The organism is Weissella soli (assembly GCF_001761545.1).
Classification (GTDB): Bacteria; Bacillota; Bacilli; order Lactobacillales; family Lactobacillaceae; genus Weissella; species Weissella soli.
This window is the reverse complement of record NZ_CP017326.1, coordinates 247,252-262,343: the sequence shown is the minus strand read 5'-3', so window position 1 is coordinate 262,343 and position 15,092 is coordinate 247,252. Positions and strand designations below refer to the sequence as shown.

The window sequence follows — 15,092 nt, the reverse complement described above, 5'->3', positions numbered from 1 at the left end:
CATGAACACCGTGCCATTGCGATTTTACCCAATTAAATTAAAAAAACAGACCATTCCCAAATGGAAATGGTCTGTTCTAATCACTCACAATTCATCATCACTATTATTCATAATGGTGAAGCTTTTGGGCTGCTTTACTTGGTTATCAGTATGTTGAATCATCTGGCCATGGCCAATCCCTGGCACTTTTGCCAAAAAATTAGTTGGCATCAAGGTCAACATGAAACTAATGAAGGCAAACAACCCGGTAAAGCCAACCAGCAGATGCCACATGAGGCTATTACTACTACTGTCACTCAGCCAACCACCAATCAAGCTCAAACCCCAGACTGTCCAGATAGCCCATGTCGCCAGCCCAGCATCACGGTAGCGTCGAATCTCTAAGGCTAAGCCCGGAATTAAGACTAATACGACACCCACTAAACCAATCACCATCCAAAACATTAACAGGAGGCTACTTGGCTGCATGACTAATTTGTACATCGCTGCAACCATTTTCGCAGCGGTGTCGGCATTAGCCATCGTCGCCACTTCCGTATCACCGACCAGTGCCATGATAGGTATCAAGCCAACCACCCAGACAACGGCGGCAATGATGCCCCATAATTGTACCCACCAGTATTCAGCGCGGGTTGACGCCCCGGTAAAGTTTACATAATTTTTCCAAAACAACTTAAATGCTTTGCCCATCGATACCATACAGCAGATCCCTTCTCGTCCTGATTGCCTAAGCAATGCTTTGTCTCTATTCTACACTGGAAAATAGCCCTTTACAAATGCTTATATCTTGGCGAACAAAGGACGCATGAGTAAGGGGGCAACAATCGTGGCAATCATAATCACCAATACAAATTCACTAAAGACACCGGCCGACAAAATATGGGCACCCACACCAATTTGCGCAATAATCAGAGCCATTTCACCCCGTGAGATCATGCCTGCCCCGATCGCCCGACTTTCATGCCGATTGAGTTTAACCAGCTTCGCCCCTAACCCGGCGCCCATAAATTTCGAGGCAACCGCTAGCAACGACATTACAATGATGATGGGCCAAGTCTTTTCAATCCCGTCGAAAGTCACCGCTAAGCCAATTGATCCAAAGAACAATGGGAAGACACTCCAATTCCCAATCAGCTCGGTATAGTGCAGCACTTGACCTGAGAAGACAAATTGCCGACTTAACAATCCGAGACCAAAGATGATAATGGGCATTAACGAGGTGATGCCCAAGCTACCACCACCAACGAAGAGTGAAAACACTGTCACTAAGATCAACGCCATAATATCATCTAAGACAGCCGCGCCAAGAATCACTGTGCCCACTTTAGAACCGAGTTTATTTTGTTCACTCAGGACCGCAATCGTGATTGAAATGGAGGTTGCCGCAAAGACAATTCCCCAAAAGATTGCATGGGTGAGCCCATAGCCGAGCCAAAGCGCCGCCATCGGAAACGTGATTAATGGCACCAACACCCCCATCACGGCAACCGCATTGGCCGCCCTAAAATTCTGCCGTAGTTCGCCAACATCAGTTTCCAAGCCGGCATTGTACATTAACAACCAAACTCCCGCCTCGGATAACAGGTGTAACAGGTGTGATTCATGTACGAGTCCCAACAGGGCTGGCCCAATAATCACACCAGCCAATAGCTGACCCACCACCGTTGCAAAACCCAACTTTTTAGTCACCCAACCAAGGACAATACTAATCAACAGTAAAAATATAATTTGCATAACATCTCCCATCTCTATCAAAGAACTAGGCCCATTGATAACAAAAAAGCACACTCCACGACCGACTAGTTCCCCACCTAGTCAATCTTGAAGCATGCGCCCAACCGTTTTTAATTATTTTGTTCTTTAACTATATCATGAACCTGACTAGACGTCTATTCCGTGATGGCACTTTTGCAAATTACCGTCCAATCACCAATCAATCGATTGATTTAATAGTTATTGTATGATGCAATAACGCCATTGCGGACAAAAAAACAGTTTGGAAAATACCAAACTGTTTTTGCAATACTTATAGCAAGCCCATTTCAACGGCACGCTCTTGGTACATTGGAATTTCTTCCTTTGAAGCCCAGACAAAGTGTCCTGGGACAATTTCGACCATGTCACGCTCAGCACCGTTTAATTCAGCGACTGGATCATAATCGATCGGCACGCGTGCCAATTCAATTTCAGGATCCGGTACCGGAATGGCACTCAACAATGAACGTGTGTAATCATGCAAAGGTTGATTATAAACTTCTTCAGCCGGTCCGATTTCAAGCATCTTACCCCAGTGCATCACGCCAATCCGATCAGAGATGTACTTCACCATCGACAAGTCGTGGGCGATAAACAAATACGTGAGGCCCTGATCTTTTTGCAGTTGCTTCAACAAGTTAACCACCTGCGCTTGAATCGAAACGTCCAAGGCAGAGATTGGCTCATCAGCAATGATGAATTTTGGTTGCACGGCCAAAGCACGTGCAATTCCAATACGTTGCCGTTGACCACCCGAGAACTCATGCGGATAACGGTTGATATGGTCTTTGTTTAACCCAACGAGGTCAAGCAAACGTTCAACTTGGGCCGTCCGATCTGCATCGTCCTTAGCCAAGTGGTTAACATCAATTCCTTCAGCAATGATATCTTTGACCTTCATCCGTAGATTCAATGAAGCTTGGGGATCTTGAAAAATCATTTGGACATTTTGGCGGAAGTGTGTGAGATCACTCTTCTTCTTCAGCTTCGTGATATCAGTTCCTTCAAAATCGATTTCACCGGCAACGGGATCGTAAAGTTTCATGATTGTCCGACCAATGGTCGTCTTTCCTGAACCAGACTCACCAACAAGACCAAACGTTTCACCTTCATAAATATCAAAAGATGCATTTTGAACGGCTTTCGTTTCGTTGCGACGCCCCGGATTAAAAACAATATCCAAGTTTTTAATTTGTACTAATTTCTTTGCTTCTGCCATTAGAGGTTATCCTCCGATCCTAGCACTGCGTTAAACTCAACCGCAACCGCCTTGCGACGATCAGCTTCTGGGTGCTTTGCTTGATACTTTGCCCAACGCTTACGAACTTCCAACGGAGGCTCGACTTCAGGCGCACGTTCATCCAACAACCAAGTTGCGGCGAAGTGTGTGTCTGACAACTTAAAGAAGGGTGGTTTCATCTTTTCATCAACTTCCAAGGCAAACTTATTACGAGCGGCAAAGGGATCACCCTTTGGTGGCTCCAACAAGTCCGGTGGCGTACCAGGAATTGCTTCCAATTCGCCCTTTTCAGTCTCAATGGTTGGCATTGAATTCAACAAGCCCCATGTGTATGGGTGTTGTGGGAAATTAAAGACTTCGTCAGTGGTCCCAATTTCAACAATTTGACCAGCATACATAACAGCCACTCGATTAGCAATACCCGCCACAACACCCAGGTCGTGCGTAATAAAGATAATGGATGTGTCAATTTCAGCTTGCAATTTCTTCATGATGTGCAAAATCTGTGCTTGAATAGTTACGTCCAAAGCAGTCGTTGGTTCATCAGCAATCAAGATCGTTGGATTGGCAATCAAGGCAATCGCAATCACAATACGTTGCCGCATACCACCAGAAAACTGGTGTGGGTAATCTTTGATGTGGGCTTCCGCGTTTGGAATGCCGACCAACTTCATCATATCAAGGGCCTTCGCCCAAGCTTGCTTCTTTGAAAGACCACGGTGCTTAATCAATGGTTCCGCAATCTGTTGACCAATCTTCATCGTTGGATCAAGTGAAGTCATTGGATCTTGGAAAATCATCGCAATATCAAAGCCACGAATCTTCGTCCACTCATGTTCTGTCAATCCGATCAAGTTCTGCCCCTTGAAAGTGATTGATCCTTGCTCGATTTCAGAATTGTTAGCCAACAAGCCCATAATGGCACGTGTCGTGACCGACTTACCAGAACCTGATTCACCAACAATCGCTAATGTTTCACCCTTATACAAATCAAAAGAAATGTCACGGATGGCTTGCACCTTACCGCCATAGGTATTGAAATTAATTTTTAGGTCTTTGACCTCAAGAACTTTTTCTACCACAGTTCCGACACTCCTTTCTAGTTAATCTTTAGTACGTGGGTCGAAGGCATCACGCAATCCATCACCCAACAAGTTGAAAGCAATCATGATAATTGACAAGATGATTGCGGGAATAATCAATTGGTATGGGTAAAATTGGAAGGCCTTTTGACCATCGTTCATCAATGTTCCCAATGATGCCATGGGCACTGGAATTCCCAAACCAATGAATGACAGCAAGGCTTCGAAGAAGATTGCTGATGGAATGGTGAACATCAAATTAATGATGATCGTTGAACTCACATTCGGTACTAAATGGCGGAACCCAATCTTCCAAGCTGACGCCCCTAGCGTGCGGGCAGCAAGGATATAATCTTGTTCTTTAGCAGTCAAAACTTGGGCTCGAATCAAACGCGCCATCGTTGTCCATGAAGTCAGGGCAATTCCCAAGGCAATTGAGAACATACCGGGCTTCATAATCAAGATCAACAGCACAAAGACCACCAAGTTTGGAATTGAGGAAATCACTTCGATGATCCGTTGCATAATCGTATCGATACGACCACCACGCCAGCCGGAAACCATACCATAGGTCACCCCAATGAAAATATCCATCAGTGCAGCGATCAAGGCAACTTCGAGTGAGATACGTGTACCATAAAGCACGCGCTTAAAGATATCCCGACCAAATTGATCAGTTCCAAAGTAGAATGACTGTTTAACGTCACCGTCCTTATAAGGATTACTAGTCACGCCATCCGTCTTCTGCGTCCCATCCAAACCAGGGATAAAGCTTAACGCCGGAATCTTTGGTGGCAAATTTTGGAGCGTCACATCTTGATGTGACACGACCTTAGTTGAGGTGAACGGAATTGAACCAAAGGCAGCTACCACAATGAAGATGATAATCCACATTGAGACGAACGCCCCTTTGTTCTTCTTGAGTCGACGCCAAGCATCTTGTGCGAAAGTCAGTGAAGGCTTTGCAATTCGTTCTGCTTCTTCGTGGCGATCAGCGGTAATGTATGTGAAATCAGCCGCTGTTAATTGTACTTTATCCATTTAACGAGGCCCCTTTCTATGACAAACGGATACGTGGATCGATTAATCCATATAAGATGTCCGTAATCAACAACACTACCATCAACATCATGGCGTAGACAATTGTGGTTCCCATGATAATTTGATAGTCATTCGTCAAAATTGAAGAAACGAATTGCTGTCCGATTCCAGGAATTGAGAAGATTTGCTCGATAACGATTGAACCAGTCATCAAGTTAACTGCCATTGGGCCGATCAACGTCACCACTGGAATCAATGAATTACGTAAGGCGTGTTTGAAGATAACCTCACTCTTTGACAAACCTTTAGCACGGGCCAATTCGATATAATCAGACCCCAAAACATCAACCATTTCAGTGCGAATGAAACGGGCTGAGATAGCCAATGGGCTCAAGCCCAAGGCGATGGTTGGCAAAATAGTTGAGGCGAACCCCTTCCAACCAGCAATTGGCAACCAGTTTAACTTCAACCCAACATAGTATTGTAGCAAAGCAGCCACCACGAATGAGGGAATTGAAATTCCAAGGACCGCTAAGATTGACAAAGCCGTGTCAGTCTTTGTGTTACGACGAACCGCCGCAGCTGATCCAAGGCCGATTCCAAAGATAACTCCGAAAATCAAAGCTTGCACACCTAGTTGCGCTGAAGGTCCCATCCGTTGTGCAATCAACGTTGATACTTGTTGATTAGCATATTGGAAGGAAACTCCAAAGTTGAAATGAAACGCATTCCAGAGGTAGCTCAAGTATTGCACGATCATTGGTCGATCCAGACCATACTGAGCCTCGATTAGTTTACGTTGTGAAGTTGACAAACGTTCTGCATTGGCAAGCGGTGAGCCTGGCATCAATTTCATCAAAAAGAATGTCGCCGTGATGATAATGATCAACGTTACAACGATGATTGCAAGACGTTTCAAGATATATTTGATCATATCAATGATCCTTTCCAAATTTTTCTCCACCATCAAATAATGTGAGGATATCAAGTAGCAGATGAGAGTATATGATACTTCACCTACACATGATTAGAATGTTTTTAATTTTATCACAAATATTCTAGAATAACTATACTGTTCACGCTATTATCGCTTTTTTTTACTAACTATTCCGATCAAATAGTTGAATTTTGCCACATTTTTTTGATTGAGCTGGCTAATTATTCGGTTTCTTACTATATAAATCGCCATTTTATCCCATACTCTTAGCTAAAGTAATTAATGGATTCCTAACCATTAAATATCATGGGAGCTACGCTTTAAATAACCAGCGAAAGTTCGGTTTTAAGACGCGCCGTGCTACGTGCCCAACCTCGGACCTTTAGTTACGTTTAACCATCAAGCATTAGGATGATAACACCAAAAAAACAGGTCGCATTTTCTTGCGAGCCTGCTTTTCAGGAATATTGATGAATCCAAATTACTTCTTGTAAGCGTACTTCCAGTCGAACTTAGCACCAACTGAGTGTGCGATTACACCCTTAACCTTATTGCTAGTCAAAGTTGGGTATGATTGGTAGTAAAGTGGTGCAACACCGACTTCCTTCTCAATGATTTGCTCAGCTTCCTTGTAGTCAGCATAACGAGCCTTGTCATTACCAGCGTCAGTAGTTGTTGCCTTAGTTTCTGCCTTGTCATAGGCAGCGTTTGCCCAACCACCATTGTTAAATGATGAGTCAGACTTGAACAAGTCCAAGAACGTTGATGGGTCAGCGTAGTCCGCACCCCAAGCTGAGATAACCACGTCAAACTTCTTTGATTGTGATAAGCTCAAACGTTGCTTGAATGGTACCGTCTTGATTGAGACCTTCAAGCCCTTCAAGTTGTTTTGCAATTGTGATTGTAAGAATTGTGCTGACTTCTTTGCACCATCAGTGTCATCAGTCAAAATCGTGATGTTCTTAACGCGCTTTGCTTCAGCAGTTGAAACTTGCTTCAACCCTTGCTTCCACAACTTAGCAGCCTTCTTCTTGTCATATGAGATGGCACCCTTGACACGAGCTGACTTAGCAAAGTCCTTACCAGTGTTTGGATCCTTAGCCAATCCAGCTGAAGTGAATGAGTAAGCTGCCTTTCCAGAACCAGTCAAGATCTTGTCAGCAAATGTCTGACGATCAATCGCATATGAGAAGGCTTGGCGAATCTTTAGGTTCTTGAAAGCAGACACTTGCTTACGCCCAAAGTCCAAGTAGAATGATGAAGCTTGTGGGTAGTTAACGTAGTTCTTGTTCTTCTTTGAAGCCTTCACTTGGTCTGATGACAAAGTCGTGTAATCCAACTTACCACCCTTGAACAAGTTGTAACCTGTGTTTTGATCCTTGATCGTTTGCACAGTGATCTTCTTTGACTTCACTGCTGAGGCATCCCAGTAGTTAGGATTCTTTACGAATGAGTACTTTGAGTTAGACCCGTTCCAACCCTTCAAAATGAAAGGTCCGTTTGACAATGAATACTTGGCAGCCGTGCCCAACTTCTTACCAGCTTTTTCATTGAACGTCTTTGATTGTGGGTAGAAAGGTGCCATTGTCAAAACAGAGGCCAATTGTGGCATTTGCTTTTCCAAAGTGACAACAAGAGTTGTGTCATCCTTGGCTTCAACGCCCAACTTTGACAAATCAGTTTCCTTACCAGCTTGGATAGCATCAGCATTCTTAATTCCTGAGAATAAGTATGCGTATTGTGATGCTGTCTTAGGGTTGTTCGTACGTTGCCAGCCGTAAACGAAGTCTTGGGCAGTCAATGATGAACCGTCCGCCCACTTCAAACCTGAACGCAACTTGAAAGTATAAGTCAAACCATCGTCTGACTTAGTAACAGACTTAGCCAATGCCAAAGCAGGCTTACCATTCTTACCGCTACGGTACAATCCTTCACCAGTAGCTTGCAACGCATCAAAAGCAACCGTATCTGTTGCAGCTGAAGGATCCATCGTAGTCAAATCAGCTGATTCTGACCACTTGATTGTCTTGTATGTAGCAGCAGATGCTGGTACAACAGCGAAGCTTGATCCCAAGATCACTGCTGTTGAAAGCAATGCAGATGTCTTAACCATCTTGTTCATTCCATATACCTCTTCTAAATGATGAGTGTATCCCACTCGTATCTTAAATAAACATCAAGCGAACCCTAACGTCAACTTAAATAACAATGATATAAATATACAGTCATAATGTCATAATGTCAACGCTTTCTATTTAATTATTCTCATTTGTAACTAATTTAAGGTTAAATCGCACCACCATCGCATTTTAACCGTTAATTAAGTCGATTATCCGCCGATTTCACGTGATATATTCAACTTTTATTCAAAGATAATGGCCAAATCGAATCAAAAAAGCCAGTAACTTTTAATAAAGTTACTGGCTTACTCATAATCAATTAGGCGCGCATCCGACGGTCGATCATCCGTGCTGCAATTGACAACGCATAGTTCAAAACAAAGTACAAGACGGCCAACGCTAAGAACATTGGAATAATCGCCTTTGAATTTTGGGCATAAATAATTTGGGCCCGATACGTGACTTCCGGCAAGACAATAATGGTTGCCAATGACGTGTCTTTAATCAACGAAATAAATTGTGACACAATCGGTGGAATCATTTTCTTATAGGCTTGTGGCAAAATGATATGCCACAGGGCTTGTTTGAAAGTCATTCCATTTGACAAAGCACCCTCTAATTGGCCCTTGGGTACGCCAACAATACCTGCTCGCACAATTTCGGCCAACATGGCTGACTCAAAAATCGTCAAGCCAAAGATCGCACTGGTCATAATACCCATGTGAATATTCAACTTTGGCAACGCAAAGTACGTAAAGAAGATAATCAGCAATAGCGGTAAGTTACGGACAATATCGATAAACAAACCGACGATTTTTGACAGGAACGGAATCTTCATGTAGCGGACCGTTCCCAACAGTGAACCAAAAATAAAGCTCAAAATAACGGAAACAACCGCCACTTCAATCGTGATCCAAAACCCCTTCAATAAGAAGTGGATATTGACCCATGAATAAGCATTAATAAAATCTTGCATCTTAGGCCTCCTTCGCTAACTTCTTTTCAAGGTGGGCCATGTAGTAACTAATTGGCATCGTAATAACCAAGTAGAACAAGCCCACAATGATGAATGGATTAAATGTATCGAATGTCGTTTGTGAAATCAAATTGGCTTGGTACATCAAATCGAAACCAGCCACGAACGCCAATACTGACGAATTCTTAACCAGATTGATGAATTGGTTACCTAGTGGCGGAATGACCATCTTAAACGCTTGTGGTAGCACCACTTGACGCATCGTTTGACCCCACGTCATCCCATTTGAAAGCCCTGCTTCTAATTGACCCTCAGGGATGGCTTCGATACCAGCTCGAATGGTTTCAGCAATAAAAGCTGAGGTATACAAGGTTAACCCAATCGTTCCTGAGGAAAAGCCATCTAAACTAAATGTCTTAGCGACCACGACGTAGAAAAACATGGTAATCACCAATAATGGGATATTACGCAATATTTCAACATAAACTCGTCCAATAATGTTCAGTACTTTATTTGGTATGACTTGGAAAAGAGCGAAAATCGTTCCCAAAATCAATGAACCAATTAAGGCAATGACACTTGAAAGTAAAGTCCAACCAAACCCTTCCAGGAATGCTTGGCTGTTATTTGCAAATAAACTAATCATTATTTAGCCAACTCCTTCCAATTCATGCCAGGCACGTTACCGAACCACTTCTTAACGATTTTACGGTATGTACCGTCTTCCTTAATTTCCTTCAATGCCTTGTTAGAGGCCTTCACCAACTTGGGATCGTTCTTAGCAAAGGCAATCCCGTAAGGCTCATTGGTAAACGTGCCCCCAACCAGCTTAAGCGACTTATCCTCTGCGGCCATACCTGACAAGATACCATTGTCGGTCGTCAAAGCATCCCCTTGCCCGGCCTTCAAGGCGGTCAAAGCAGTGGCATAGTCTGGCAAAGCCAAAATTTTAGCCTTTGGGGCAACTTTTTGGAAATTAGCAATTGAATTAGCACCAGCCACACCAATGACCGTCACACCCTTCTTATTCGTATCAGCAACACTCTTAATCTTTGAGCCCTTCACCACTAACAATGATTGACCAGCTTTAAAGTATGACTTTGAAAAATCCACGACCTGCGCTCGTTCAGGAGTAATGGTCATTGTTGCGATAATGGCATCAATGTTGCCGTTAATCAATAGGGGAATTCGGGTACCGGATGTCACTTGGACAAATTCAGCCTTAGCCTTGGCATCAATTTTCTTGGTCACCGCCTTAGCAATATCAATGTCAAAACCTTCGATCTGACCCGTTTTGATATTCATCAAGCCCATGAGACGCGTGTCCGCTTTAACACCCCAAGTAATTTTATGAGTGGTTTTAATACGGTTATAGACAGCGTTCTTCTTGGTGGCGGCACTGACTGTTGTACCAGCAATGGGACCAACAGCCATCACTGCTGACATCAATGCCACAACACTCATTTTTAGCATTTTATTCATTTTCATCTACCTCTACCTTCTGCAAACCTGCAATGATCATCTTATTAATTAGTGCATAATTTGTGAGAGGAATTGCTTAGCCCGTGGTTCTTTAGGATTCTCAAAGAATTCTTGCGTTGGTGAATCTTCCAGAATTTTGCCATCAGCCATGAAAATAACGCGATCAGCGACTTGCTTGGCGAAGCCCATTTCGTGCGTAACAATCATTAAAGTCATCGCATCGTTTTGCGCGATTTCTTGCATGATCTTTAACACGTCGTTAACCATTTCTGGGTCCAATGCTGACGTTGGTTCATCGAATAACAATGCCTTGGGACGCATCGCCAAAGAACGGGCAATCGCAATACGTTGCTTTTGACCACCTGACAAAGTAGATGGCATCATTTCAGCCTTATCCACTAAGCCAACTTGTTCCAATAGTTCCATGGCAATTTTATGATTTTCGGCTTCATCACGCTTCAACACCAAACGCGGTGCCAACATGATGTTTTCAATCACCGTCTTGTTTTCATATAAGTTAAAGTGTTGGAACACCATCCCAACATTCTTACGGACGCGGTTGATATCAGTATCTGGATCAGCCAAATCTTGGTCATTCACGATCAAGTCACCCTTTTGAATGGCCTCTAACCCATTAATTGTCCGAATCAAGGTTGACTTTCCTGAACCAGAAGGCCCAATCAAAACAACCGTTTCACCAGCATCGACTTCCAAGTTAATATCCTTCAACGCGTGGAAATCACCATAGTACTTCTCTACGTTCTTAAACTCGATCATTGACATACATTCATTCTCCTTCTCTGTGCAAATTTATATTTACGACTACCCTCATTCAAGTAAATATAAATTATGGTCGTGCGCCAAACTATCCAGCAAAGTGCCAATTTGGATAACGATTACGATTTTACAACTAAACCGACATTCTAATGGAATTATGATTTAGTGCATCATTTTTGTCAAAAGGGAGGGTACAGAAAAGCCCGCCAAACGAAACGTTCAGTGAGCTTTATTCGTTATTATTAAATATACATTATAAACCCGAAAAATAACAAGTTTTTCTTACACAAATTTGTGAGATTACGAACATTACAGAATAATTAGGCTTTCTTTTTAAACGCTAATTCAACCTGAATTTGATACGGATTTTGTACTTGAATGACGGATGAACGCCCGATACTGTGCCCTTTTCCACCCGTTAAAGTGACCGTAGCTGGATACAGTTCATAGGTTCGCAACGCATCTTCAATGGGCATTAACCCAACGGACATAATACGTCCTAAACGACTGGCCATCATCTCATTAACCCCACCGTAAATGGCCAAGCCATCACGCTCTTCTTTTACCGTGAAGTATGGGATTGGGGTGCCAGGATGATTTGCATAAATGGTCTCAATTTTTTCAACCCGCATCAAGGCAATCTGTTCATTACTTGAGAGACCATTATAATTTTCATGCATCAGACCCGCGACCAACAGTTGGTCCGCTAGTTTTTGCAATTCTGCCTGCATATCCGCGTCACTAATGACGGTGGTGGGCAAAACTTGATTTTGCTTGTACAAACCATTAGCTGGCACATAAACGGATTGATGGGTACCAAATTCCTTCTTTTCTTGCGTGCCAAGGTATTTTTCAACTTTCGGCGAGATATCCCACTTGACTGTTTTCTTTGTGAAATAGTACACGAAATTTAAAATTGCGAAGTACATAATGACCAGAAAAGCACCAACCAAAAGCGTACCACGCAGGAAATTTTTATTCAAATAAAACATGACTGCCAAGTAAGCAATATAAAAATCACCCACTGTCGCGAGGATCGTATAGATTTTTCCTTTCCAACGGGTATTCACATTGAAAAAACCGAGATAATGATTCAACAAATCTAAAATAGTTAACATTAGTTATTACCTCCCGTCACAGTACTCGTCGAAGTATTCGATGAATCATCGGCCGACGATGAACTATCCGTCGATGTACTTGAAGTGGTATCTGAACTAGCGCTACTAGTGCTGGTACTTGCACTACTTGTCGATGTGACAACAACCGTACTGTCCGAACTGGAAACGGCAGCTGACGAACTGGAAACACTACTTGAAGAACGTGAGAGCCTGTCAGCTGGGATTGACTTCATCTGACGTGAACTGGCGGTTGATGATGAAGATGAAACCACAGACGAAGACACTTGTGCCTTACCACCATCCGTTGTATTTGTGACATTATTGACCAACACATTCGCTGCACTCAATGCTAGAATCACTGACACAAGTGCAACTGGTGTAATGAGTGGGGGCGTTCGATATTCAGCCATAAACTCATTCCTCCTTTATTTGAACAATTACTCCAGCGAGGCGATGATAGCATCTACTTGTTGAGTTGTTTTGTTCCAATCATCATTTTTTATTATATGCGCTACCGACTTAATACCAATCGGTACTGCCAAGTCTCTAACATACTCGTCACTGGATAAACGAGCCTTAACTTCTCGGGCGTCATCCCCACGATCCACTAAGCGCATCGCGAGATTATCGATATTTGAGACTGTCAAGTAAATGATGATTGCTTGTTCACCCAATTCACGGGCATAGGTGACGGCGCCGGCGGTATCCAAGACGATCGCAATGATATGATGCTTGGACCATGCACGCTCAAGTCCCTCCCATGATGAACCATATTGGTTATTAGCATACGTGACATGCTCTAAATAATGATTTTTGGGGAAGCTGGCCACCGTTTCAAAATAATAGTCCACCCCATCAATTTCATTCGTACGGGGGGCACGCGTGGTGTGGGTAATGACCTGTGGAATATGGTAGTGTTCAGCAAGATAACTTGCAACCGTGGTTTTACCCGTTCCTGTATTACCAGTTAACACTAAAACATAATTTTTTGCCATGTCGTTCTCATCTCTATTTAACTCGCGACTGTGATCGCATATTTTTTCTATTATACAACAAAGCTAGTTTGTAACTTATCACCGCTGGAAAGCTTAGATAAATTACAAACTAGCTGAGTTGGAATAGCTACACTCGCTGCAATAATGACCGCAGTCCTTATTGCAGTGGCAGCTTCATTGAGCGTGCAATCATCACCGTCACCATGGTGACGAGGGCGACCTTAATGATGGCTGGCACGATGAAGGCGAGCATGCCGGCAGTCAAACCGGTCTGCCAGTCCATCCCCTTGGAAGCTAACACTAACCACCCAGCACCCAGCAATAATTGGATGATGGCGGCGAGTAGATTTGCCCCGATGAGGACCGGTAGACTACGCTGTTTGGCCAGTAGACTACTGATAATCAATGGAAACACCAACATCCCCCATAGATAACCACCGGTGGGCCCAAACATCACTGCTAACCCACTGGCGCCACCAGCAAAGACGGGTAACCCAATGATCCCCAATAACAAATAAACGACGATTGCGGCCAGACTAATCTTGGTATTTGCAATGGACGCCACGATTGGAATAATCAGCGTTTGCAGGGTGATGGGTACCAATGGTAATGGCAATGACCAGGGGGCCATTACGGCGATAATCGCTGCTAACAAGCCGGCTAAAATTAATTCTCGGGTCTTCATTTAAGAACCTTTCCCTCTATCTCGACAACCTTGGTCACTTCGCCGGAACGAATCGCCAAGGTTGCGCCGTTCACGTTTAGTATCAGTTCTCCTTGCTGGCCAAAATCAATCACCCGACCTGTTAATAATGTCCGGTTATAATTCAGTGTTACCGTCTTATTCAATAAGTAGCTAACTGCCTTATATGCAGATACATCTAACTGCGTCGTTTGTGTGATGGTTTCAAACCAGGCATTTAATAGCAACCCGACTAACACATTCCGGTCGATCGTCTCATCGAAGACATGGGTAATTTTATCTTGCAATGCAACTGGTACATCAAAGGCCTGCACATTTAAGCCCATGCCGATGACATATGCTTGGTCAGTTTGCTCAACTAAAATACCAGCGACCTTTTTATCATGACGATACAGATCGTTAACCCACTTAATCTCCGTCATCACCTGAAACGCCTGTGCTAAAACGCGTTGCGTGGCCAGGGCAATTAACGTTGTGATAATCCCAGGCGTTTTCGTGGCGACGACATCAAAGGGGACCACAAAAGTCAGATACAAACCCGTTTTTGGTGAATAAAAGGAACGCCCCTGGCGCCCATATCCAGCCGTTTGCTCCGTTGCGACAACCGCCGTCATGTGTGTTTGATCAACATGTTGCTGCGCATACGTATTGGTTGAACTAATCTTTTCGAATACTTCAACTTGAATGGCTGGATGAACAGCTTGAATAATTGCATTTTTATTTAACATAGCCTACGTTGCGTTGCCTTTCATGATGATCTTTTGGCGGGGTGATCTTAAACTAGGAAAACCCGCGAACTTCTACTATTTGAACACATTATTAAAAAATGTTCAACACCTTTATGCCAGCCAACTTGTCTGATGCGG

Annotated in this window: 16 protein-coding genes; all 16 read right to left on the bottom strand. The window is 43.4% G+C overall.

Annotated elements, in window-relative coordinates; genetic code table 11:
- Positions 1-84: 84 nt before the first annotated feature.
- The 16 genes from WSWS_RS01275 to WSWS_RS01200 all read right to left on the bottom strand — a co-directional run bounded on the left by WSWS_RS01275 (position 85) and on the right by WSWS_RS01200 (position 14,954).
- Positions 85-699 (bottom strand): DUF805 domain-containing protein, encoded by a 615-nt coding sequence (locus WSWS_RS01275; protein ID WP_070229565.1) that lies wholly within the window; start codon positions 697-699, stop codon positions 85-87.
- 81 nt (positions 700-780) lie between these two features.
- Positions 781-1,734 (bottom strand): cation:proton antiporter, encoded by a 954-nt coding sequence (locus WSWS_RS01270; RefSeq protein WP_237342594.1) that lies wholly within the window; start codon positions 1,732-1,734, stop codon positions 781-783.
- Positions 1,735-2,026: 292 nt separating this feature from the next.
- On the bottom strand, positions 2,027-2,974 hold the full coding sequence (locus WSWS_RS01265) for an ABC transporter ATP-binding protein (protein WP_070229563.1): 948 nt from the start codon (positions 2,972-2,974) through the stop codon (positions 2,027-2,029).
- Positions 2,974-4,077 carry an ABC transporter ATP-binding protein gene (locus WSWS_RS01260; protein ID WP_070229562.1) on the bottom strand — a complete coding sequence of 368 codons (1,104 nt, stop codon included), beginning with the start codon at positions 4,075-4,077 and terminating at the stop codon, positions 2,974-2,976. The genes WSWS_RS01265 and WSWS_RS01260 overlap by 1 nt, the downstream gene beginning before the upstream one ends.
- A gap of 21 nt (positions 4,078-4,098) precedes the next feature.
- Positions 4,099-5,118, bottom strand: coding sequence for an ABC transporter permease (locus tag WSWS_RS01255; RefSeq protein ID WP_070229561.1), 1,020 nt, complete (start codon positions 5,116-5,118; stop codon positions 4,099-4,101).
- A gap of 16 nt (positions 5,119-5,134) precedes the next feature.
- The gene (locus WSWS_RS01250; protein WP_070230795.1) at positions 5,135-6,052 is read right to left on the bottom strand and encodes an ABC transporter permease; all 918 of its coding nucleotides are present in this window, start codon (positions 6,050-6,052) and stop codon (positions 5,135-5,137) included.
- 484 nt (positions 6,053-6,536) lie between these two features.
- Positions 6,537-8,177 (bottom strand): peptide ABC transporter substrate-binding protein, encoded by a 1,641-nt coding sequence (locus tag WSWS_RS01245; RefSeq protein WP_070229560.1) that lies wholly within the window; start codon positions 8,175-8,177, stop codon positions 6,537-6,539.
- Between the two features lie 317 nt (positions 8,178-8,494).
- The gene (locus WSWS_RS01240; RefSeq protein WP_070229559.1) at positions 8,495-9,151 is read right to left on the bottom strand and encodes an amino acid ABC transporter permease; all 657 of its coding nucleotides are present in this window, start codon (positions 9,149-9,151) and stop codon (positions 8,495-8,497) included.
- 1 nt (position 9,152) lies between these two features.
- On the bottom strand, positions 9,153-9,797 hold the full coding sequence (locus WSWS_RS01235) for an amino acid ABC transporter permease (protein WP_070229558.1): 645 nt from the start codon (positions 9,795-9,797) through the stop codon (positions 9,153-9,155).
- On the bottom strand, positions 9,797-10,633 hold the full coding sequence (locus tag WSWS_RS01230; RefSeq protein ID WP_070230794.1) for a glutamate ABC transporter substrate-binding protein: 837 nt from the start codon (positions 10,631-10,633) through the stop codon (positions 9,797-9,799). Before WSWS_RS01230 ends, WSWS_RS01235 begins: the two co-directional genes overlap by 1 nt.
- Before the next feature lie 48 nt (positions 10,634-10,681).
- Positions 10,682-11,410 (bottom strand): amino acid ABC transporter ATP-binding protein, encoded by a 729-nt coding sequence (locus WSWS_RS01225; RefSeq protein ID WP_070230793.1) that lies wholly within the window; start codon positions 11,408-11,410, stop codon positions 10,682-10,684.
- Between the two features lie 320 nt (positions 11,411-11,730).
- The gene (locus tag WSWS_RS01220) at positions 11,731-12,528 is read right to left on the bottom strand and encodes a DUF6681 family protein (RefSeq protein WP_070229557.1); all 798 of its coding nucleotides are present in this window, start codon (positions 12,526-12,528) and stop codon (positions 11,731-11,733) included.
- Complete coding sequence (locus WSWS_RS01215) at positions 12,528-12,938, bottom strand: hypothetical protein (RefSeq protein WP_070229556.1); 411 nt, start codon at positions 12,936-12,938, stop codon at positions 12,528-12,530. The genes WSWS_RS01220 and WSWS_RS01215 overlap by 1 nt, the downstream gene beginning before the upstream one ends.
- 27 nt (positions 12,939-12,965) lie before the next feature.
- Entirely contained in the window at positions 12,966-13,523 is a 558-nt protein-coding gene (locus tag WSWS_RS01210; protein WP_070229555.1) for an AAA family ATPase, read from the bottom strand.
- A gap of 157 nt (positions 13,524-13,680) precedes the next feature.
- On the bottom strand, positions 13,681-14,208 hold the full coding sequence (locus tag WSWS_RS01205) for a biotin transporter BioY (protein ID WP_070229554.1): 528 nt from the start codon (positions 14,206-14,208) through the stop codon (positions 13,681-13,683).
- On the bottom strand, positions 14,205-14,954 hold the full coding sequence (locus WSWS_RS01200) for a biotin--[acetyl-CoA-carboxylase] ligase (protein WP_070229553.1): 750 nt from the start codon (positions 14,952-14,954) through the stop codon (positions 14,205-14,207). Before WSWS_RS01200 ends, WSWS_RS01205 begins: the two co-directional genes overlap by 4 nt.
- Between the last annotated feature and the right edge of the window lie 138 nt (positions 14,955-15,092).

Excerpts from the sequence above, each read along its gene's own strand:
- WSWS_RS01250 (WP_070230795.1), bottom strand. The coding sequence starts at position 6,052 with ATGATCAAATATATCTTGAAACGTCTTGCAATCATCGTTGTAACGTTG.
- WSWS_RS01275 (WP_070229565.1), bottom strand. The coding sequence starts at position 699 with ATGGTATCGATGGGCAAAGCATTTAAGTTGTTTTGGAAAAATTATGTA.
- WSWS_RS01245 (WP_070229560.1), bottom strand. The coding sequence starts at position 8,177 with ATGAACAAGATGGTTAAGACATCTGCATTGCTTTCAACAGCAGTGATC.
- WSWS_RS01200 (WP_070229553.1), bottom strand. The coding sequence starts at position 14,954 with ATGTTAAATAAAAATGCAATTATTCAAGCTGTTCATCCAGCCATTCAA.
- WSWS_RS01240 (WP_070229559.1), bottom strand. The coding sequence starts at position 9,151 with ATGCAAGATTTTATTAATGCTTATTCATGGGTCAATATCCACTTCTTA.
- WSWS_RS01210 (WP_070229555.1), bottom strand. The coding sequence starts at position 13,523 with ATGGCAAAAAATTATGTTTTAGTGTTAACTGGTAATACAGGAACGGGT.
- WSWS_RS01255 (WP_070229561.1), bottom strand. The coding sequence starts at position 5,118 with ATGGATAAAGTACAATTAACAGCGGCTGATTTCACATACATTACCGCT.
- WSWS_RS01230 (WP_070230794.1), bottom strand. The coding sequence starts at position 10,633 with ATGAATAAAATGCTAAAAATGAGTGTTGTGGCATTGATGTCAGCAGTG.
- WSWS_RS01215 (WP_070229556.1), bottom strand. The coding sequence starts at position 12,938 with ATGGCTGAATATCGAACGCCCCCACTCATTACACCAGTTGCACTTGTG.
- WSWS_RS01205 (WP_070229554.1), bottom strand. The coding sequence starts at position 14,208 with ATGAAGACCCGAGAATTAATTTTAGCCGGCTTGTTAGCAGCGATTATC.
- WSWS_RS01235 (WP_070229558.1), bottom strand. The coding sequence starts at position 9,797 with ATGATTAGTTTATTTGCAAATAACAGCCAAGCATTCCTGGAAGGGTTT.
- WSWS_RS01220 (WP_070229557.1), bottom strand. The coding sequence starts at position 12,528 with ATGTTAACTATTTTAGATTTGTTGAATCATTATCTCGGTTTTTTCAAT.
- WSWS_RS01270 (WP_237342594.1), bottom strand. The coding sequence starts at position 1,734 with ATGCAAATTATATTTTTACTGTTGATTAGTATTGTCCTTGGTTGGGTG.
- WSWS_RS01225 (WP_070230793.1), bottom strand. The coding sequence starts at position 11,410 with ATGATCGAGTTTAAGAACGTAGAGAAGTACTATGGTGATTTCCACGCG.
- WSWS_RS01265 (WP_070229563.1), bottom strand. The coding sequence starts at position 2,974 with ATGGCAGAAGCAAAGAAATTAGTACAAATTAAAAACTTGGATATTGTT.